The organism is Acidimicrobiales bacterium (assembly GCA_035531755.1).
GTDB lineage: Bacteria > Actinomycetota > Acidimicrobiia > Acidimicrobiales > UBA8190 > DATKSK01.
Window position 1 is genome coordinate 1 of record DATKSK010000018.1, and the last position, 19,470, is coordinate 19,470.

Genomic DNA, 19,470 nt, shown 5'->3' on the forward strand with positions numbered 1-19,470 from the left:
CCGAGGAGCGTCACGAAGATCACGGCCGGCTCCGACGTCCGGTTGTGCCAGGCGTGCCGGGTGCCGTTCTGCACGACACAGTCGCCCGCCCGGAGGTGGACCTCCTCGCCGTGGTCGAGCTCGAGCCAGACCTCGCCCGACACCACCAGGTCGAGGTCGACCGTGTCGGTCGTGTGCATGCCCGGGTGGTCCGGTTCCATCACCTCGGCGAGGCCGGGGAGCTTCGTGCCCAGTTCGACGATCGCCGCCTCCACGTCGAGGTCCTCGGGCATGGCCACCGAGTCGGGCCCGAGCGTGAAGAAGCCGAACCGGTAGCCGCCCGGAGGCGGGAAGTACCCGTGCTGCGCAGTCGCCGTGCCGTCGGTGGGGAGGGTGGGCGGCGTGTCGGCCCCCCAGAGCCGGTGGAACTCGGTCCCGGGCAGCAGCGACACGGAGATGGGCTCGACCTGGTCGTCGGCGACGACCACGGAGGTGCCGTCCGCCGTCTGCCCGGTCACGACGCAACGCATCGCCATGTCGCTGTCCCTTCTGGGGTTGGCCCTCTTGGAGTTGGCCCTCTTGGAGTTGGTCCTTCTGGAGTTGGCCCTATTGGAGTTGGACGCTGAGCGACTGCGTCGTCGAGATCTGGTTGCGGTGGTGGCTCCCCACGCGCACCTGCACGGTGAAGACGAACACTCCGGGGGTCACGTCGCTCCTGGATCGCCCGTGGAGGAGACCGCTGGCGCTGAGCTTCAACCCACGGGGGAGCGCTCCGCTCGTGACCTTCCACCTGTACGGTGCCGTCGCTCCCGTGGCCGAGAGCCGGTAGGAGTAGGCGATGCCCCGGGTGACGGGTGGGAGACCGGTGCTCAGCACCTGGAGACCGGCCGCCGTGGCGGGCTTGGTCCTGGCACCGCCCGTCGTGGCGGTGGTGCCCGTGTTGCCGGTGGTGCCGGTGGTGCCGGTACCTCCGGTGTTCTTGGAGCCTCCGGTGTTGCCCTTCGTGGTCACGGTCGTCGTCGGGGCCACCGTCGCGGGCACGGGTGTCGTGACGCCGGGACCGAGTGCGCTCGGCGATGCGATCGAAGTGGGCGTGATATCCCACGCGACCTTGGGGGGCCCGAGGATGGCGAAGCGTCGCGGCGTCACCACCGTCGAGAGCTGGAAGACCTCGCAGCCGGTGATCGCCTGTTGTGCCGCCAGTTGCCCGAGCGTCCCGAACACCTGGCAGTCCGCCGGCGTGAACCGGCTGTTCGGCACATGGAGGTGGCCGTTCGAATCGGTGAGCTTGGAGGTGTGGTACGTCGCTGCGAGATCGGCGGGCGACGACGACGGGTTGGTGAACGTGAGGACGATGGCCACCAACGCGTTGCCGGGACGGGGTTGGGCGATCGACGTCCGACTGACCGGTGCCGGTTCGATCACCTTGTCCAGCGTGACCTTGACTCCCGACATCTGCAGGGTCGATCCCACCGTCCCCACGGCCGTGCCTGGCGAACACGCGGCCGCCACCACGGCCAGGGCCAGCAGGGCCGGGCCTGCTGTGCCCCAGGACCGCCGCCGATTCCGACGGGCCGCGGCATCACGGGCGCGCACCGACACCGGACCCCGTTGATCGTTGCCCCCCCGGGCCAGCCACCCCCGCACTCGTTACCTCGTGTGCTCGCTCGCCGCGTCTCCCGGCGACCATTGTTGCACCTGTGAGGACCCTGGGCGAGAGCGCCCTATAGTCGGGGTGGCCGGGGTGGCGGGGTGGCCGAGGTGGTCCGGGGGCCGGGCGGCGGGAATCGGATCGTCCCACCTGGTCCTTCCCGGAACCCTCCACGCACCGGCCCTTCCGGTCAGCCGGCTGCCAAGGTCGTCGTCGTGCCGGCCACGGTCGTCGTGGGCGCTGACGTCGTCGTCCCCGGAGGCGCTGTCGTGGTCGTCGGGGCGGTGGTGGTCGAGGTGCCCGACGTGGTGGTGGTCGAGGTGCCCGACGTGGTGGTGGTCGAGGTGCCCGACGTGGTGGTGGTCGCCGAGGTCGTGGTCGATGCCGATGTCGTCGTGGGCGCGGTGGTGAGCGCCGTCGACGAGCTGGTGGACGTGGGCGCTCCGGGCTTCGTCGTCGTGGGGAGCGGCCGCGCCGGGGATGCGGCCCTGACGGGTGACGTCCCGGCCGACGTGTCGGGCACACCGGAGCCGGCGCCTGCCGCCGCTGTCGCAGGGGCTGCGGTGATCCGGGGCAGCGCCTGCAGCGCGAGCTCGATGGAGGTCAGCGTCGTCTCCGAGGGCAGGGCGCGCAACGCGTGCTCGATCGGGACCAGGTCGGTAGTCGTCGGCAGGGTGTGGAGCCAACGCACGATCGGGTTCCCCGTCGTCGTCGTGACGAGGGCGTCGCGCCCGGACGGAGACGCGCCACCGCCGACGGAGAGCCCGATGCCGGTGACGAGCCCTCCGAGGGCGACGAGGACCATGCCCATCCCCACCACGGTTCGGACACGGAACATCCCGCGCGTCTCGGTGACAGCCCGGTCCGCTGCCGGCATCGCTGCGGCAACGGCGTCGGTGTGCGCCCCCGACATGTGTGCCCAGGACGGCACGGCCCCGGACCGCTCGGCCCCGGACCGCTCGGCCCCACCCGGCGCCCGGTCCCGATCAGCGGGGGGCGTGGCCGGGTCCGCGGGGTGTACGAGGACCGTCGTCGTATCGAGAGACCCGACGCCGAAGTCCCTGACGAGCCGCGTCGGCTCACCCTGCGTGAACAGCCGCTCCTCGTGGATCCCGAACGGGTCGGGATGCCATCCGTCGAGCTCCATACCCCCCCACCCCCGAAGGGCCCCGGATCGGTCAGGCCCAACGTCGGTCACGAATGTACCGCCGGCCCGGGGGCTTGGAAAGCGCCGGGTAGGCAGCCCGTCGCCCCGTCGCCCCGTCGCCCCGTCGCCCCGTCGCCCCGGGATGCTCGGTGTGGCCGAGGTCCCGCCTGACCGAGAACTTCGAGGGTACCTGACGTGGGTGATCGGGCTCGACCACATCCGCCCCTTTGTCGCCTACCAGCCGAGCGGCGCTGAGTCCCTGGTCCGGCGCCCGCCGGGACGATCGGGCTCCCGACGAAGACCGGCCTGATCTCGCAGCTTCGAAGGTGGCGCGCGATCAGCGGAGCGCTTCCCTATTGGGACCGGAGGGACTCGGCCTCGAACTGCACGACGGCGTCGTCGAGCGACAGGACCACACGCGGTCGGAGGTAGGCGTGGGACTCGGCCTCCAGGCGGACCGCCGTCCCCCACGCCGCGAACCCGATGGCGTGGTGGGCGAAGGGCATGGGGCCCTCCGTCACCTTGACTTCGACGATCCCCGTTCCGCCCATGGTGAGGGCGGTGCTCTGCATGCGCTCCATCGCCAGCTCGCGCGCCGAGTACATCGCCTCGGTGAAGTTCGACAACTCGACGTTCTCGCGCGACTGCTTCAACGACGTGGACGCCGATCGCCGTGGCGCGTAGACGAAGCTCGCCCCGTAGGCCAGGCCTACCGGCCGCCAACCCGCCTGGTGTAGCAGCGAGAAGTCACGGCCCGACAGGTCGGAGACGAAGACGTCCGCACCCGACGACGCGCCCACGGGGCGCACGGCCGTGCCGACCAGCTCCACGTCCACGTGGTACCGGTCCACGGCCACCTCGACGTGCACCCCCACGACCCCGTGCCCACCCGACCGGGTGCACTCGTCGGCGATCCGGCTGACGGCGCCTTCGAAGGCCATGCCCTGCGCCGCGGATGCCACCGCGATCTCGCCCTGCCCCCAGCTCCAGATCCCGCTCGGGATCGAGCACAAGGAGACGCCGCACACGAGCTCGACGGGCTCCCACCCGATCGAGTGCAGCAGGAGAGCCTCGTCGATCGACAGGTCCGACGTCACCGCCCGGCCGCGCCCGCCGTCCCCGGCGGCCAGCGCCTCGGTGGCGCGCCGCAGCTCGGCACGGATGTCGGCGGGCGCCGGGTCGGGGGACGGCCGGGCGCTCACGACAGGCTGACCGTCGGCATCGGCGGAGCCACGGGATCGAAGTCCTTGAACCGGCGCACACGTGTGCCGCGCAGGATGCACTCGATGACCTCGTCGCCCTCCCCGAGGCGGCGCTCCGACGTGGTCAGGCGCGCACCGTGCAGCGAGTCGGAGCCGAGCTGGCCCCGGACATGGGACCGCGCCAACTGGCGGACCGCCATGTGGGCCCGGACGACCTGGTCGACCTCCTGGGCGCCGGCACCTCCCCAGGACAGGTTGCGGCCCTCCATGAGGTAGTCGGTCATGCAGTACGCCCACACGCGCACGGAGCTCATGGCGGCCGCCAGCGCCACGGGCATGAGCCCGGCCTCGATGAGCTTGGCCAGGCGCTGGCCGGCGAGGTAGGTCGTCCACGGTCGGCCGCCGGGCGGTGGCGACCCGCCGTCGACCACCACGGCGGTCCCGAGGATGTGGAACTCCGTGACCCCCAATTCCGTGAGGTGGCGCGCACGGTCGACGACGCCGATGACGCCGTGGGCACCGGCGGCCGTCGCCTCCTCGACGAGGCGTACGTACGCCGAGCCGAACCCCTGGGCCCAGGCCGCCTCGACCCACGTCTGCTCGTAGTTCTGGCCCCAGGCCCGGTGGTCGGCGGAGACGAACCCGTGGGGGCATCGGTAGGTCTCGGCGTAGGCGCCCCCGTCGCCGCCCGCCGAATACGGGCTCGACGCCTGCTGGTACGGCGATCCGGCGCCGTACCAGCTCCACTTCATGACGCAGAAGCCCTGCACCAGCCCGACGGGGCGCAGGCCCATGGCCAGGCAGGCCGCGAAGTCGGGCACCGACAGGCCCGACGAGAAGCCCCCGGACCCGAGCCGCCGCTCCGCCGCCTCGGGGAGGGCGTCGTCGTCGGCCATCAGTTGTCGAGCGAGATGACGGTGGTCGGTCTCGGCAGCGTCACGCCGTCGCGCACCTTGAGCACCGCCGTCCCGAGTGCCAGGAACTCGATCGTGTGCGAGCCCCACTGGTGGGACTTCTCCTCGAGACGGACACCGACGATGCCGGTGGCCGCCAACGTGGTGGCCTCGTCCTGCATGCGGGTCATGGCGAGCTCGCGCGCCTCGTACAGGGCCTGCGTGAAGTTGGGCAGCTCGACGTTCTGCCCGACCGAGCCCAGTGCCTGGCCGAGCCCGCGGTGGGCGATGTGGTACACGCACGTGCCCATGACCAGGCCCTGGGGAACGTGGCCCGTCTGCATGATCGTCCAGAAGTCCTGACCGGACAGGTCCGAAGTGAACGGCTTGCCGAGCTTGTTGCGGTACGAGTTCCCGTCCTCCGCCTTCACCGCCGTGCCCATGGCGATGAACTCCGCGGCGTCGTTGCCCCATTCGTAGTAGTTGACGTCCAGGCGGACGCCCACCACGCCGTCGGCGCCGAGCTCGGCCGCCTCCTCCTCCATGCGCGTCATGGCGAGCTCCCGGGCGTTGTACATCGCCTCGGTCAGCTTGGTGAGCTCCTGGCTCTGGCCCCACTTCCGGACCTGGATCCCCGTGTGGTAGATCGACGACCCCATCACAAAGCCGAGGGGGTGGAACCCCGCCTCCTTGACCAGGAGGAACTCGTTCACCGACAGGTCCGAGGTGAACAGCCCGCGCTCCAGCTGTTGGAGGCGCCGCTCGGCGTCCTTGGGGAGGTCGGGGGGCTGGCTCACGGTGATCCTCCGATCACGACAACCGTCGGGGATCCTCCGGTGATGATCACGGTGATCCTCCGATCACGATGTTCTCGAGGGCGACCCGGGCGTTCTCGCTGTGGGCGGCCTCCGCCTTCAGGCTCATCAGCAGGCGCTTCAGCCACTCGTCCATGGACACCGTCTCGTTGCGGATGCGGATGCCCCCCGAGCTGTGCCCGATGCTGCAGCGCACGGTGGCGCCGTCGACCTCGGCCCGCAGGACGTCGTCGCCCATCGTCATCTCCACCGACCTGATGTCGTCGGACTTGCGGAGGATGCCGCCGGCGCGCTCGCACCGCAGCCGTTTGCCGAGTACGTCGGTCAGCTGCCTGACCAACAACTTCAGCATCATGTGGACGTCGGCCGTGTTCGACTGCAACGCGGCCGCGGCCATGTCGAAGTCGAACGCCTCGTCGGTGCCGGGCGCCATCGGCTGCATGCTACCGGGTGGGCCCCGCCCGAGACCGGCGGGTCGCCGGGGCGGGCCGATCGTCGTCGTGGCGGTGCCTGGACGCGCGCGCCGAGGGGCTCCCGGTGGCGCTACCAGTTGTTCGTCATGTAGAAGCCGGTGGTTATGTACACACCGGCTGCCGATGCCTGCAGGAAGTAGGCGCCGCTCTTGCTGTTCGCCGACAGGACCGGTGAGGTCGCGATCCCCTGGGCGTTGGTCACCGCAGTGGGGGATCCCCAGAAGTACAGCGACGCCCCCTTCGTCGGGGCGCTGAACGTCACCACCACGCCCGCGACCCCGGCGCCGGCGCTGTCGGTGACCTTGGCCTGGACCACCGTCGGGAAGAAGTGGTTGATCGGCGTGCTCTGGACGTAGCCGTACCACGAGTAGATCAGTGTGGGGACGGCCGTGCTCGTGGTCGTGCCCCATGACGGCGCCGATGCCGCGTCACCCGAGTACGACCCCAGGACCAGTCGGTTCGACGGGACGGGCCCGTTGCAGGTGGCCGTGCCGTTCGAGATGGTGGCCGTGCACAGCGCGCTGAGACCCGCCGAGAAGACCACCGACCCGGTCGGCCCCGCTGACCCGGCCACGGAGGCGGTGTAGGCCATGGTGCCGGTCGACACCTGCTGCATCGACAGCGCCGTGGAACTGGCCGCCAACGACGGGTCGGTCTCCACGACGCCCTCGCGCCCCGACGAGCCGAGGTAGGTGCCGACCGCCAGGCAGGCGCCCGCCGCCGGGCACGTCACCGGGGCGAACGAGGGGTCCGGGCTGGTGGAGGCGTCGGTGGGGAGGGGGGCCGTGGTCACGACCCAGGCGCCCCCCGAGAGGTTCCAGAACAATCCCGTCACCGTGCCCGCCGCGTTCGACTGGCCGACGGCGACGCAGGTGGTGCTGGTCGGGCAGGCCACGTCGTGGACCTCGATGCCCGTCGACGACGCCGTCCCCGAGGGCTCGGGCGCGTACGACGCGCTCCACGCGCCCGACGACAGCGACTCGATGAGCCCCTGGGCCACGCCGCCCACCGTCACCAGGCCCGTGGCCACGCAGTCGGTGGCGTCACCGCAGGCCACCGCGTCGAGCTGGACGTCCGGCGAGGCGGCGCCCCCGGGCGTGGGCGCGTACGACGCGCTCCACGAGCCCCCCGACAACGTGTCGACCACGCCCTCGTAGCTGCCGTCGAAGGTGGTGCCCGCCACCACGCACGACGACGCCGCGGTGCACGACACGGCCAGGTCGTTGTTGGCGATCGACGTCAGCGACGAGGCGCCCGCCGGCAGCGGCAGCGCCACCGCCGACCAGGCTCCCCCGGCCAGGGTGTCGACCATGCCCAGGTAGGTGCCGGCGACCAGGTAGGTGCCGGTGGCCACGCACGCGCCCGCCGACGGGCACGACAGCCCCAGGAACTGTGACCCCGAGGCCGCCGCGGGCAGGGGAGCAGTCGCCGCGCTCCATCCGCCGCCGGCGTAGCCGTCCACGAACGCCTGCTCGCCGCCACCGCTCTGGGTGTAGACGCCCACCGCCGCGCACGAGCCGGCGACGGGGCACGCCAACGCCGTCAGTTGCGCGTAGGCGCTCGTCCCGTAGGTGAGGGCGTCGGCGGGCAGGGGCGAGGCGCTCGGGGTCCACACGCCGTTGGCCAATTGCTCGACCAACGCCTGGGTGGCGCCGGAGGCGTCCAGGTAGCGGCCCACGGCGACGCACGATCCGAGGGTCGGGCAGGTCACGGAGGCGAGCAACCCCTGGGGGTCGGCCGAGGCACCCGTCGGGAGGGGGGCCTCCATGGCGCTCCACGTGCCCCCCGACTCCGAGAGGATCAGCCCGGCCGAGTAGTAGACGCCGCCGGTCACGGCGGGATAGTCGCCGACGGCGATGCACCATCCGTCGACCGGGCACGACGACGAGTCGATGGTGACGCCCTGGCCGGTGACGGCGTTGGCCGGCAACGGGGGGTTGACCGCGCTCCACGAGATGGACGCGTTGGCGATCGGTGCGGTCCCCACCACCAGGAGGGCGCTCACACCCAGGATGGCTGCCAGGGCAGCCACCAGACTCGGTCGACGCGTCACGACGCTGATCATGGTGCCCCCAGACCCCCGGCACGGCCGGGCTGCCTTTCGGCCGGCCCCCCACCCGCGCATAGTTCCCGCCGCCGACACGTTGTTCGGCCGGGACCCTCCGGCGCATCGTCACGATTGATGAAATACGAGGTTGGGGTGGATGGGTGGCCCGAAGCACCACCGGTAGCGGGAGACCTCGGTGAAGCCCATCCGTCGGTAGAGCGGCTCACCGGCCTCGGAGGCCTCGAGCACCACCGCCTCGGCGCCGAGCCCGAAGCCGGCATCGGCGGCCCAGGCGGTGCACAGCTCACCCAACCCCCGGCCCCGTGCCTCGGGAACGGTCCCCACCAGCTGGATCCCGGCCACACCGTCGCTCCCGACCACCATGGCGGCCGCCACCGGTGCCCCCTCCCGGCGGGCCACCACCGAGCGCACGGCCGGCCCATGGACGGTGTCGAGCGTGGCCACCTGGGCCTCGGCCGCGTCCGCGGGCAGGAACGACTCGGCGTACGCCGCCACGGTGACCGCCAGGTAGTCGCGCCGGCCGGCCTCGTCGACGACCTCTTCGAGGGTGACCCCCGGCTTGGGGCGGCGGGGGTCGAGCCGGTGCCGCAGCGCCATCCGGGGCGCGCCGGTGGGGGAGATCCGGGCGTGCCCGGCACCCAGGGCGGCCTCCTCGATGTCGGCGTCGGCATGGGCGGCGACCCACACGCAGTAGCCCGGGGCCCGACCGTCGAAGAACGCCTCGGCGCGAGCCAGGACCTGGGCCGCCGGCAGCGCCCGGTCGAGCCGGATCGCACCGTTGTGGTACGGGCCCGGCCACGACGGCAGGGTGGAGACCAGCAGCAGCCGACCGTCGTCCTGGAGCACCGCGCCCGGGACCGTCCGCGCGTAGAGCCGCAGCACCGCCGCCAGGTTCCGGTCGCCGGCGGCGAGCAGCGCGTCGCGGTCCACGGCGGCAACGTAGTTTGCAGCCATGCTCACCGTCGGGTTCGTGGGGACCGGGGTCATCGCCTGGGCGCACGCCATCGGCCTGCAGGCGATGATCAGCGCCGGCGTGGTCGACGCCCGGATCGCTGTGGTCCACGACCTCGACGGCGAACGGGCCTCGGGGTTCGCGGCCGCCAACGGTGCGGTCGCCGTGGCGAGCGCGGCCGAGGTGGTCGAGCGCTGCGACGCCGTGTGGGTGTGCACCCCCACCGCCGCCCACGTCGCCGCCGTGCAGACCGCCGTGGTGGCGGGCCGCGCCGTGTTCTGCGAGAAGCCGCTGTCCACCGACCTGGCGGGCGCCGAGGCGCTGGCGGAGACGGTTCGGGCCGGCGGGGTTCCCGCCCAGGTCGGCCTGGTGCTGCGGTCCACGCCGGTGTTCCGGGCCCTGCGCGACGTCGTGGCGTCGGGCGAGCTGGGCCCGCCCATGACGGCGGTGTTCCGCGACGACCAGTACTTCCCGGTGCAGGGCCTGTACGGGTCGACGTGGCGGGGCGACGTGGCCGTGGCGGGCGGGGGATGCCTCATCGAGCACTCCATCCACGACCTCGACATCCTGCGCTTCTGTCTGGGCGAGGTGGCCGAGCTCTCGGCCCGCACGGCGAACTTCGCCGGGTACGAGGGGGTGGAGGACCTGGCCACGGTGTCGCTGCACTTCGAGTCGGGGGCGTCGGCCGAGCTCGTCAGTGTGTGGCACGACATCCTCAGCCGGGGCTCGACGCGCCGCGTGGAGGTGTTCTGCCGGCGGGGCACGGCGTGGCTGGAGGACGACCACCTCGGGCCGCTGCACGTGCAGACCGCCGACGGGGTGGAGGTGCGCACCTGTCGGCCACCCGACTGGGTCGAGTCGCTGCCCATCGGGCGCGACGACATGGGCCTCGTCGTCCGCATGTACTGCGAGGCCGACCGGGCGTTCGTCGACGCCGTGGCCGCCGGCCGGCCTCCCGATCCGGGCTTGGACGAGGCCGTGGTGGCCCACGGGCTCGTCGACGCGGCCTACCGCTCGGCGGCCGCCGGTGGTGTGCCGGTGGTCCCGGGCTCGGCCCCGGCCTGACCTCACGGGCGCCGGCGTGAGCGTCGGCCTGAGCGCCGCCCGCCCGGGAACGTCAGGCGGTGGAGCGGAACTCGGTCTGCCAGGTACGCAGGTCGTCGGCGGGGAAGGGCTCGAGCGCCCACGCCGGGCGGGGGAAGCCGTAGAGGTAGCCCTGGGCCAGGTGGCACCCGATGTCCTGGAGCTCGGTGGCCTGCGTCGTGCGCTCGATCCCCTCGGCCACCACGGCGAGCCCCAGGGATTCCCCGAGCGCCACGATGGCCCGCACGATGGCCACGTCGTCGGAGTCGCAGTCGAGCTCGTCGACGAAGCTGCGGTCGATCTTCAGGGTCTCCACCGGCAGGCGCTTCAGGTAGCTGAGCGACGAGTACCCCGTCCCGAAGTCGTCGATCTCGAGGTGCAGGCCGAGGGCGCGCAACGCGGCGAGGGTCTCGGCTGTGGCGTCGCCGGTGCTCATGAGCGTGCTCTCGGTGATCTCGAGCCAGAGCTTGTCGGGGTCGAGCCCGGGCTCGCCCAGGGCCGAGGCCACCTGGCGGGGGAAGGTGGAGTCGGCGAGCTGCTGGGCCGAGACGTTGACCGAGATGTTGAGCCGGGCCGTGTCCTGCCCGGCCTCCGCCCGCCGCTGTTCCCATAGCGCCGTCTGACGGCACGCCTCGCGCAGGACCCACGCCCCGAGCGGCACGATCAGCCCGCTGTCCTCGGCGAGGGCGATGAACTCACCGGGGAGCAGCAGCCCCCGGGTGGGGTGGTGCCAACGCACCAGGGCCTCGATGCCCACCATCGTCTCGTCGTGCAGGTCCACCATGGGCTGGTAGTGCAGCTCGAGCTCGTCGCGCTCGAGTGCCCGGTGCAGCTCGTTGGACGTCCGCAGCCGCCGGATCGTCCGGGACTCGTCGTCGGCCCGGTACACCTCGATGCGCGACGGCCCGAGCTCCTTGGCCCGGTACATGGCGACGTCCGCATTGCGCAGCATCTCGGCGGGGGACTCCGCGCCGTCGATCGACAGCGCGATGCCGACGCTCACCGACACGAACATCTCGATACCCGACAGGGTGAGCGGTTTCAGCATCGCCCCCACGAGGCGCTCGGCGATGTCCACCGCCTCGGCCCGCTCGGCCACCTCGCACAGCACCGTGAACTCGTCGCCGCCGAAGCGCGCCAGCGTGTCCACGGCGCGCAGCGCACCGCCCAGGCGCCGGGCGACCTGTCCCAGCAGGAGGTCGCCCGACTCGTGGCCCAGGCTGTCGTTGACGAGCTTGAAGCGGTCCAGGTCGAGGAACATGATCGCCACGTGGTGGCGGTCGCGCCGGGCCCGGCTCAGCGCGAGCTCGAGGCGGTCCATGAACAGGACCCGGTTGGGGAGGCCGGTGAGCTGGTCGTGGACGGCGGCGTGGGCCAGCCGTTCGCGCATCTCGCGCCGCTCGGTGACGTCCTCGATCTGCCCGATGACGTACAGCGCCCCCCCGGCCTCGTCGCGCACGCAGGTGGCGCTGACCGTGACCCAGACCACGTGCCCGTCGGCGTGGATGTAGCGCTTCTCCAGCTGGTAGCGGTCGATGTCGCCGGCCACGAGCGACCGGAACTGCGCGGCGTTCTCCTCCCAGTCCTCGGGGTGGGTGAATTCGCGCACGACCCTCCCGACGAGCGCGGCGGGATCCCGGCCGAGGATCTCGCCGTAGGCGCGGTTCACCCGCACCAGGTGCCCGTCGGGCGAGGCCAGGCCGATGCCGATGGGCGCCTGTTCGAAGGCGTTGCGGAAGCGCTCCTCGGCATCGACGAGCGCGGACTCCGAGCGGCGCAGGAGGCCGCCCACCCAGGCGACGACCTCCCCCACGACGAGGCAGCACGGCACCACGTACAGCGCCGACGCCACGCCGAGCCGGTGCATCGGCGTTCCCAGCAGGGGCAGGACGTAGGACGCGGCCAGCAGCGGCGCCAGGCGCAACGACGTCCAGCGCGGGTGGGCCAGGCCGACCCACACGAATACGACCAGGTAGAAGGTCCCGTACAGGAACCCGTCGTCGCCGGCCAGGCGGTTGTGCAGGGCGATCATGCCGAACGCCACCGGGACGAGCCACAAGGTGGCCGAACGCGGCCAGCGCGCCCAGGGCACCACCCGCACGACGAGCCCCATGGCGATGCACGCCACGCCGAGCGCCTCCACACCCGGACGCGACGCCCCGCGTGGGAAGTCCAACAGGGGACCGGCCGCCACGACCATCAGGCCACAGGCGACCCACAGCACCCCCGACAGCCGGCCCACGAGCTCCGTCGTCAACGTCCCCGGGGCGGTGGCGTCGGGCCGCCCGCCACCCTCCACCTCGCCGCGTGGCCCTCGCTCGTGCATGTTCGTGCATCGGCCGTCCTGCCTCCGGGGACGCCTGCGGCGCGGTCGAGTTGATGCGGCGTTGTGGCGGCGGCCCCGCAGGGTGGTCGACGGCGAAGCGGTGACCGCCCCCGGTGGTGGGGGACGACGGCAGCGGCGTCATCAGCCACAGCCCCGGCTGCGGCCGGAGTCATCCCGGGTCGTCCAGGTCGCCCCACGGCGTCGAGGACCTCCAGCTCGACGACGTCCACCGACCGCCCGGCGCGCACGAGGTCGCGGGCTGGCGACACGCCTGAGTGCCCGGCACCCACGACCACCAGTCGACACCGCCCGTCGTCAGGGCGCGCGGTGTCAGTGCCTGGGAGGGCGTCCCACCTCGGGGCCGGCGGCGCCCGTGTCCGGGGCGCCGAGGGCGCCGTACCGCAGGCGCGCCGCCACCCGGTGCGCGGCACAGTCGGCCGCCAGGACCACGCCAACCCCCGTGGCCGCGCCGGCGAGGGCGTCGGTCGGGTAGTGCCAGCCGAGCGCCACCACCGCCAGGGCGGTCATGGCCACGAGGGCTCCCCCCACGACGCCGGCGCCGTATCGCCACCGGGCCGGGGCGGCCAGCACGGCCACGGCCGCCAGAGCGGCGACCACCACCACGGTGCCCGAGGGGAAGCACAGCACGCCGCCGAACGTCCGCCCCACGAGGGGCTTCATCACCCAGTCACTGGTCACGACGGCGAGCGCGGGGCCGGCCACCACGGCGACGCCCCGGGCCCGGTCGCGCCGCACCACGGCCAGGAAGCCGGCGGCCACGCCCGCCAGGACGACCGGCGGCGACGCCATCCGGGTGACCGCCGCCAGCAAGCGCGCATGGGGCCGGGTGGGGATGACGGCGAACGCCCAGTGGTCGAGCAGCGTCGGGCCCGGGCGCGCCATCAGGTACATGCCGGCGACGACCACGGGCATGAGGAGGAGGCACGCCACCACGAGCTCGACGTCGGCCGGCCCGGTTGCGTCGGACCGGGGGTCGTCGGACCGGGGGTCGTCGGACCGGGCGGGCGCCCGCACACGCGGGGACTCGGTGCTCGTCGGGGCCATCACCCCAGATCTAGCAGTGCGGGCCGTGCTGGCGGTCGCGGCCGGCGCAGAATCCGGCGCGAGGTGTGTGGTCTGCGCGAGGTGTGGCCTGTGAGGCGCGGCGGGGCGGGTCAGACCGTGACCACGACGCTCTGGGACAGCGCGCCCTGGCCCGACGAGTTGTAGTCCGCCACGGTATAGGTGTAGGTGCCAGCGGCCAGGCCGGTCTGCACGAACGTGGTCGGGGCGGCCTTCGGGTAGCCGCCCACCCAGAACTTGGTGCCGTTGCGGTAGGCGTTCACGCCGAGCGAGCCGGGGGCGTTCGTCCAGGTGAGCGTCACGGTGGTGCCGCTCACCGACGCCTGGAGATTGGTGGGGGTGCCCGGGATGCCGGAGTAGGCGAACTTGTCCCCGGCGACCAGCGCGCTCGTCCCTCCGGCTGTCGTGACGGTGACGTCGACCGTGCCCGTCCCCGCCGGCGAGGTGACCGTGACGGAGGTGGCGCTGTTCACCGTGAACGTGGCGGCCGCCCAGGGTCCGAACTTCACCGCGCTCGCCCCGGTGAGGTTGGTGCCGGTGATCGTCAGGACGGTGCCGCCCGCGGCGGGCCCGGCGGTGACCGACAGGCTGGTCACGGTGGGCGCCGGCGGGGGTGTCCCCGTGAAGGTGAACTGGTCGGCCGACGACGTGGCGCTGGTCCCGCCCGGGGTCGTCACGGTGACGTCGACCGTCCCCGACCCCGCGGGCGAGGTGGTCGTGATGGTGGTGGCGGTGACCACCGTGAAGGCCGCGCCCGTCGATCCGAACGTCACGGCGGTGGCGCCGGTCAGGTCGGTGCCGGTGACCGTCACCGCCGTGCCCCCGGCCGCCGGGCCGCTGGTCGGGGACAGGCTGGTCACGCTCGGGGCGGCCACGTAGGTGAACTGGTCGGCCGACGAGGTGGCGCTGGTGCCGCCACCCGTGGTGACCGTCACGTCGACGGTGCCGCTCCCTGCCGGCGCCGTGGTGGTGATGGTGGTGACGTTCACGACCGTGAAGGAGGCCGACGTCGAGCCGAACTTCACGCCCGTGACCCCGGTGAAGTCGGTGCCCGTGATGGTGACCGACGTCCCGCCCGCCAGGGGTCCGTTCGTCACGGACAGGCCGGTGACGGTGGGCGCCGGCAGGTAGGTGAACTGGTCGGCCGACGACGTGGCGCTGGTCCCGCCGCCCGTGGTCACGGTCACGTCCACGGTCCCCGATCCGGCGGGGGAGGTGGCGGTGCAGCTCGTCGACGACACGCAGCTGACGCCGGTGGCCGCCGAGCTGCCGAAGGACACCGTGGTCGAGCCGGGGACGAAATTCGTGCCGGTGACGGTGATCTGTGTCCCGCCGACGGCGGGGCCACTGGGCTGGGAGAGGCCCGTGACCGTGGGCGTCGGGGGCGGTGCGGGGCTGTACGTGAACTGGTCCGCCGACGACGTGGCGCTGGTCCCGCCGCCCGTGGTCACGGTCACGTCGACCGTGCCGCTCCCGGCCGGCGACGTCGCCGTGCAGGTGGTGGACGAGGTGCAGTTCACGCCGGTGGCCGCCGAGCTGCCGAAGGACACCGTGGTCGAGCCGGGGACGAAGCCGGTGCCGGTGATGGTGACCGACGTCCCGCCGACCGCCGCGCCGCTGGTCGGGGCCACGCCGGTGAGGGTGGGAACGGCCAGGTAGGTGAACTGGTCGGCCCCCGACGTGGCGCTCGTCCCGCCGTTGAGCGTGGTCACGGTCACGTCGACGGTGCCCGTGCCGGCCGGGGCGGTGGCCGTGATGGTCGTCGAGTTCACGAAGGTGAAGGCGGCGGCGGTCGGGCCGAAGGCCACACCGGTCACGTCGGCGGCGTTGAGGCCGAAGTTGGTGCCGGTGATGGTGACGACGGTCCCGCCGGCCAGAGCACCGCCGGCGGGCGCCAGGCCGGTGACGGTCGGGGCCGGGACGTAGGTGAACTGGTCGGCCCCCGACGTGGCGCTCGTCCCGCCGCCCGTGGTCGCGGTCACGTCGACGGTGCCGCTCCCGGCCGGGGCGGTGGCCGTGATGGTCGTCGAGCTCACGAAGGTGAAGGCGGCGGCAGTGGTCCCGAACTTCACGGTGCTGGTTCCGGTGAAGTTGGTGCCTGTGATCGTCACCGTCGTCCCACCGGCGCCAGGCCCGGTCGTCGGCGACACGCTCGTCACGGTGGGGGCGGGGACGTACGTGAACCGGTCGGCCGCCGAGGTGGCGCTGGTCCCGCCGCCCGTGGTCACGGTCACGTCGACGGTGCCGCTGCCGGCCGGCGACGTCGCCGTGCAGCTGGTGGAGGAGGTGCAGTTCACGCCGGTGGCGGCCGAGGCTCCGACGGCCACGGTGGTCGAGCCGGGCACGAAGCCCGTGCCCGTGACCGTCACCGACGTTCCCCCCGCGGCCGGCCCGTTCGCCGGCGAGACGGAGGTGACGGTCGGCACCGGCAGGTAGGTGAAGAGGTCGCCGGGGCCCGTGGCCGAGGTCCCGCCGCCCGACGTGGTGACGGTGACGTCGACGGCGCCCGCCGATCCTGCCGGCGAGGCCGCGGTGATCCTCGTGGCGCTGTTCACCGTGAACGTGGCCGCCGCGGTGGCGCCGAACGTGACCGCCGTGGCGCCCGTGAAGGCGGTGCCGCTGACCGTGACCGAGGTCCCGCCCGCCAACGGCCCGCCGGCCGGCGACACGCTGGTCACCGTGGGCGCCGACACCGCCGTGGTGTAGGTGAACTGGTCGGCGGCGCCGGTGGCGCTCGTCCCGCCCGGCGTGGTCACGATGACGTCGACGGTGCCGGCCGAGCCGGCGGGCGAGGAGGCCGTGATGGTCGTGGCGTTGTTCACGGTGAACGTGGCTGCTGCGGTGGCGCCGAACATGACCGCCGTGGCGCCCGTGAGGTTGGTGCCGCTGACCGTGACCGAGGTCCCCCCGGTGGTGAGGCCCGTCGCCGGGGAGAGGCCGGTGACCGTGGGCGGGTCGGGGAAGCCGCTGCCGGTGAGGGCGTTGGCCTGGTTGGCGGCGCCGTAGTTCGTGACGGCCAGCGTGGCCGACGTGGCCGCCGCCAGGTCGCTCTCGAAGACGTCCTCGGTGACCGGCCCCCCGTTGGCGGCGTAGGTCTGGTTGGCGGTCTGCCCGAAGTTCACGAGCGTCGGGGTGCCCGACACGCTCAGCACCACCCAGTCGTGGCTGGAGTCGGGCTCGGCCGCCTCGGCGGGGTCGATGGCCGTGACGGCGCCCGACACCGAGGTTGCGGCGTTGGCCGGCGCCCACCTGAAGGCGGCGCTCTGCGCGCTGCCCACGCTCGAGCCCGAGATCGCCGTGGTGTACGGGTCGGTGGCCAGCTGGGCGCCCACGGTGGCCGACGCCGCCGATCCCGTGGGCGAGTCGAGCACCACGATGGCGTCGTTGTCGGCGCCGATCATGTAGGTGGTGAAGGTGGTCGTGGCGCCCGCCGACACGGTCCGCGGGCAGCCGGGCGGGCTGCAGATCGAGGTCATGGTGCCGTTGTTGGCCCCCAGCCCGTACTTCCCGACGTCGGCGGGGTTGGAGAAGTGGGCGTTGTAGTCGAGGTCGTAACTGCTGGGCGTGCACCGCAGGGACCCCTTGGGGTCGGTCTGGGTGGGCAGGCTGCAGATGACGTTCGTGTAGCCCAGCTCGGCCACGTTGGCGATGGCGTCGATGAACAGCGAGGTCGTGCCGGTGTTGTGGATCGTCCAGGTGAGGGCGTAGGGCTCCCAGCCGGTGGTGAGGGGGCCCGACCCGTTGACCAGGGAGGCGCTCAGGACCGACTGGGACGGCGTGTTCTCGAACTGCCCCGCCAGGCCGGTGGTCTCGGGGACGAAGTAGTGGTTGCCGTCGCTGTAGGCGTCGCCGCCGGCGACCGTCGCCGAGGTCCCGTTGCCGTTGGCGACCGAGAAGCTGAGCCCCGTGGGGGCGGCACCGGGTGCCTTGTACACGACGGTGGCCGTGCCGCTGCCGAAGCTGGTGGTGCTGGCCGTGAGCGTGGAGGACCCCGTGGTGGTGGTGTGGTCGGTGAGCACCAGGCAGGTGCCGTCGCTGGCGGTGGTGCAGCCGGTGATGCCGTGGGCGGTGCCGCCCCCGGGCGGTGTCTGGGTGGCGCTGACGGCCACGCCGGCCTGGGGCGTCCCGCCCGAGGTGACCGTGACGGTGACGGCCTCGCGCATCGTGCCGTCCGCCGGCACGATGACGTTCGTCGGGTTGAGCACCACGTTGGCCGCGTAGGTGTACCAGTCGAGGGTCTGCACCTGGCTCGTCCCGCTGGGCGTGGTGACCAGCACGTCCACGGTGCCGTTCCCGCCCGGCGCGGTGGCGGTGATCGTGGTGTCGCTCTTCACGGTGAACGACGAGGCCGGGTGCCCGGGCCCGAAGACCACGGCCGTAGCGCCCGAGAAGTTGGTGCCGCTGATGATCACCACGGTCCCGCCGGCGGGGGGGCCCGAGGTGAGGTTCGAGCACGGCGGCCCGGCCGGGGAGAGGCACACGCTGGTCACGCGGGGGCCCGGCGGGGGCGGAGACCCGGTGTAGGTGAAACTGTCGGCTGACGATTTGGCGCTGGTCCCGCCGACGGTGGTGACGGTGACGTCCACCGTGCCCGCGCCGGCGGGCGAGGTGGCGCTGATCGTGGTGCCGTTGGTGACGCTGAAGGCGGCCGCCGTGGCCCCGAAGGCCACCGCCGTGGCGCCGGTGAAGTTGGTGCCGGTCACGGTGACGGTCGTGCCCCCGGTGGCCGGGCCGCCGGTCGGGGAGATGCCGGTCACGGTGGGCGCGGGGACGTACGTGAACCTGTCGGCGGACGACGTCGCCGAGGTGCTCCCGCCGACGGTGACGGTGACGTCGACGGTGCCCGCCCCCGCCGGCGAGGTGGCCGTCACGGTGGTGGCGTTCACCGCGGTGAACGAGGCCGCCGCGGTCGCCCCGAAGGCCACGGCGGTGGCCCCGGTGAGGTTGGTGCCGGTGATGGTGAGCGCCGTACCGCCGCTCGTCGGGCCCGAGGTCACCGACAGGCTCGACACCGCGGGCGACCCGGTGGTGTAGCTGAACCGGTCGGCGGACGACGTGGCCGACGTGCCCCCGCCGGTGGTGACGGTGACGTCGACGGTGCCGGACCCCGCCGGCGAGGTGGCCGTCACGGTGGTGGCGTTCACCGCGGTGAACGAGGCCGCCGCGGTGGCCCCGAAGGCCACGGCGGTGGCGCCGGTCAGGTTGGTGCCGGTGACGGTGACGGAGGTGCCCCCGGTGGACGGCCCCGTCGAGGGGGAGATGCCGGTCACCGTCGGGGTGGACGACCCGCCGACGCTCACGCTCACCGTGCCGGAGTGCGGGCCCTCGCCGCTCGAGTTGTAGTCCGCCACGGAGTAGGTGTGGCTGCCGACGGGCACCGCGCTGTCGATCCAGGTGGTGGGGGCCGGGTTCGGGTACCCACCGATCCACTTCTTGGTGGTCGTGTCGCGGTAGCCGTTGACCCCGAGGGCCCCGGCGGCGTTGGTCCACGTCAGGGTGACGGTCGTCCCGCTCACCACCGCCTGCAGGTTGGTCGGGGCGGCCGGCACGGCCGCCTGGGCGGCGGGTGCCGCCAGGCCGACGACGGCGGCGATCACCACGGCGGCCGAGGCGACCATGGCCGCCCAGGCAGGGCGGCCCCGCCGGTGCCCGAGGCGGGAACGGCTCGACGTGGTCGCGGATGCGAGTGTGCGGTTCAAGGTGCTCCAGGATTGTCGGGGAGCCCACCATGCCCGACGATCGGGCAGGCGACCACTCCGATCAGCGGTCGCCGTCGACCGCTGATCGTGCTGCGAACG

At 73.0% G+C, this 19,470-nt stretch carries 13 protein-coding genes; 1 reads left to right on the forward strand and 12 read right to left on the reverse strand.

Annotation, left to right across the window (positions count from 1 at the left end):
• The 9 genes from VMV22_03785 to VMV22_03825 form a co-directional block, all read right to left on the reverse strand.
• Nucleotides 1–515, reverse strand: a 515-nt coding sequence (locus VMV22_03785; GenBank protein HUY21443.1) for a cupin domain-containing protein, incomplete at its 3' end; no start/stop codon positions are given.
• 70 nt (nt 516–585) lie between these two features.
• Entirely contained in the window at nt 586–1,434 is an 849-nt protein-coding gene (locus VMV22_03790; GenBank protein HUY21444.1) for a putative Ig domain-containing protein, read from the reverse strand.
• 386 nt (nt 1,435–1,820) lie between these two features.
• Nucleotides 1,821–2,777, reverse strand: coding sequence for a hypothetical protein (locus VMV22_03795; protein ID HUY21445.1), 957 nt, complete (start codon nt 2,775–2,777; stop codon nt 1,821–1,823).
• Nucleotides 2,778–3,130: 353 nt separating this feature from the next.
• A complete protein-coding gene (locus VMV22_03800; protein HUY21446.1) occupies nt 3,131–3,979 on the reverse strand; it encodes a heavy metal-binding domain-containing protein in 849 nt (282 codons plus the stop codon).
• Nucleotides 3,976–4,875 carry a hypothetical protein gene (locus tag VMV22_03805; protein ID HUY21447.1) on the reverse strand — a complete coding sequence of 300 codons (900 nt, stop codon included), beginning with the start codon at nt 4,873–4,875 and terminating at the stop codon, nt 3,976–3,978. The genes VMV22_03800 and VMV22_03805 overlap by 4 nt, the downstream gene beginning before the upstream one ends.
• Complete coding sequence (locus VMV22_03810; GenBank protein ID HUY21448.1) at nt 4,875–5,669, reverse strand: heavy metal-binding domain-containing protein; 795 nt, start codon at nt 5,667–5,669, stop codon at nt 4,875–4,877. The genes VMV22_03805 and VMV22_03810 overlap by 1 nt, the downstream gene beginning before the upstream one ends.
• Before the next feature lie 46 nt (nt 5,670–5,715).
• Nucleotides 5,716–6,120, reverse strand: coding sequence for a hypothetical protein (locus tag VMV22_03815; GenBank protein HUY21449.1), 405 nt, complete (start codon nt 6,118–6,120; stop codon nt 5,716–5,718).
• 110 nt (nt 6,121–6,230) lie between these two features.
• Nucleotides 6,231–8,213, reverse strand: coding sequence for a hypothetical protein (locus VMV22_03820; protein ID HUY21450.1), 1,983 nt, complete (start codon nt 8,211–8,213; stop codon nt 6,231–6,233).
• Between the two features lie 120 nt (nt 8,214–8,333).
• A complete protein-coding gene (locus VMV22_03825; GenBank protein ID HUY21451.1) occupies nt 8,334–9,182 on the reverse strand; it encodes a GNAT family N-acetyltransferase in 849 nt (282 codons plus the stop codon).
• On the opposite strand from VMV22_03825, the gene VMV22_03830 reads away from it, so the two are divergent.
• Nucleotides 9,181–10,245, forward strand: a complete 1,065-nt coding sequence (locus tag VMV22_03830) for a Gfo/Idh/MocA family oxidoreductase (protein ID HUY21452.1) — start codon at nt 9,181–9,183, stop codon at nt 10,243–10,245. The genes VMV22_03825 and VMV22_03830 overlap by 2 nt on opposite strands.
• Before the next feature lie 52 nt (nt 10,246–10,297).
• On the opposite strand, the gene VMV22_03835 is transcribed toward VMV22_03830, so the two are convergent.
• The 3 genes from VMV22_03835 to VMV22_03845 all read right to left on the reverse strand — a co-directional run bounded on the left by VMV22_03835 (nt 10,298) and on the right by VMV22_03845 (nt 19,290).
• Nucleotides 10,298–12,589, reverse strand: coding sequence for an EAL domain-containing protein (locus tag VMV22_03835; GenBank protein HUY21453.1), 2,292 nt, complete (start codon nt 12,587–12,589; stop codon nt 10,298–10,300).
• Nucleotides 12,590–12,919: 330 nt separating this feature from the next.
• On the reverse strand, nt 12,920–13,654 hold the full coding sequence (locus VMV22_03840; GenBank protein HUY21454.1) for a phosphatase PAP2 family protein: 735 nt from the start codon (nt 13,652–13,654) through the stop codon (nt 12,920–12,922).
• Between the two features lie 110 nt (nt 13,655–13,764).
• Nucleotides 13,765–19,290, reverse strand: a complete 5,526-nt coding sequence (locus tag VMV22_03845; GenBank protein ID HUY21455.1) for an IPT/TIG domain-containing protein — start codon at nt 19,288–19,290, stop codon at nt 13,765–13,767.
• Between the last annotated feature and the right edge of the window lie 180 nt (nt 19,291–19,470).

Excerpts from the sequence above, each read along its gene's own strand:
- VMV22_03830 (HUY21452.1), top strand. The coding sequence starts at position 9,181 with ATGCTCACCGTCGGGTTCGTGGGGACCGGGGTCATCGCCTGGGCGCAC.
- VMV22_03815 (HUY21449.1), bottom strand. The coding sequence starts at position 6,120 with ATGGCGCCCGGCACCGACGAGGCGTTCGACTTCGACATGGCCGCGGCC.
- VMV22_03835 (HUY21453.1), bottom strand. The coding sequence starts at position 12,589 with ATGCACGAGCGAGGGCCACGCGGCGAGGTGGAGGGTGGCGGGCGGCCC.
- VMV22_03795 (HUY21445.1), bottom strand. The coding sequence starts at position 2,777 with ATGGAGCTCGACGGATGGCATCCCGACCCGTTCGGGATCCACGAGGAG.
- VMV22_03845 (HUY21455.1), bottom strand. The coding sequence starts at position 19,290 with ATGGTCGCCTCGGCCGCCGTGGTGATCGCCGCCGTCGTCGGCCTGGCG.
- VMV22_03790 (HUY21444.1), bottom strand. The coding sequence starts at position 1,434 with ATGTCGGGAGTCAAGGTCACGCTGGACAAGGTGATCGAACCGGCACCG.
- VMV22_03805 (HUY21447.1), bottom strand. The coding sequence starts at position 4,875 with ATGGCCGACGACGACGCCCTCCCCGAGGCGGCGGAGCGGCGGCTCGGG.
- VMV22_03825 (HUY21451.1), bottom strand. The coding sequence starts at position 9,182 with ATGGCTGCAAACTACGTTGCCGCCGTGGACCGCGACGCGCTGCTCGCC.
- VMV22_03840 (HUY21454.1), bottom strand. The coding sequence starts at position 13,654 with ATGGCCCCGACGAGCACCGAGTCCCCGCGTGTGCGGGCGCCCGCCCGG.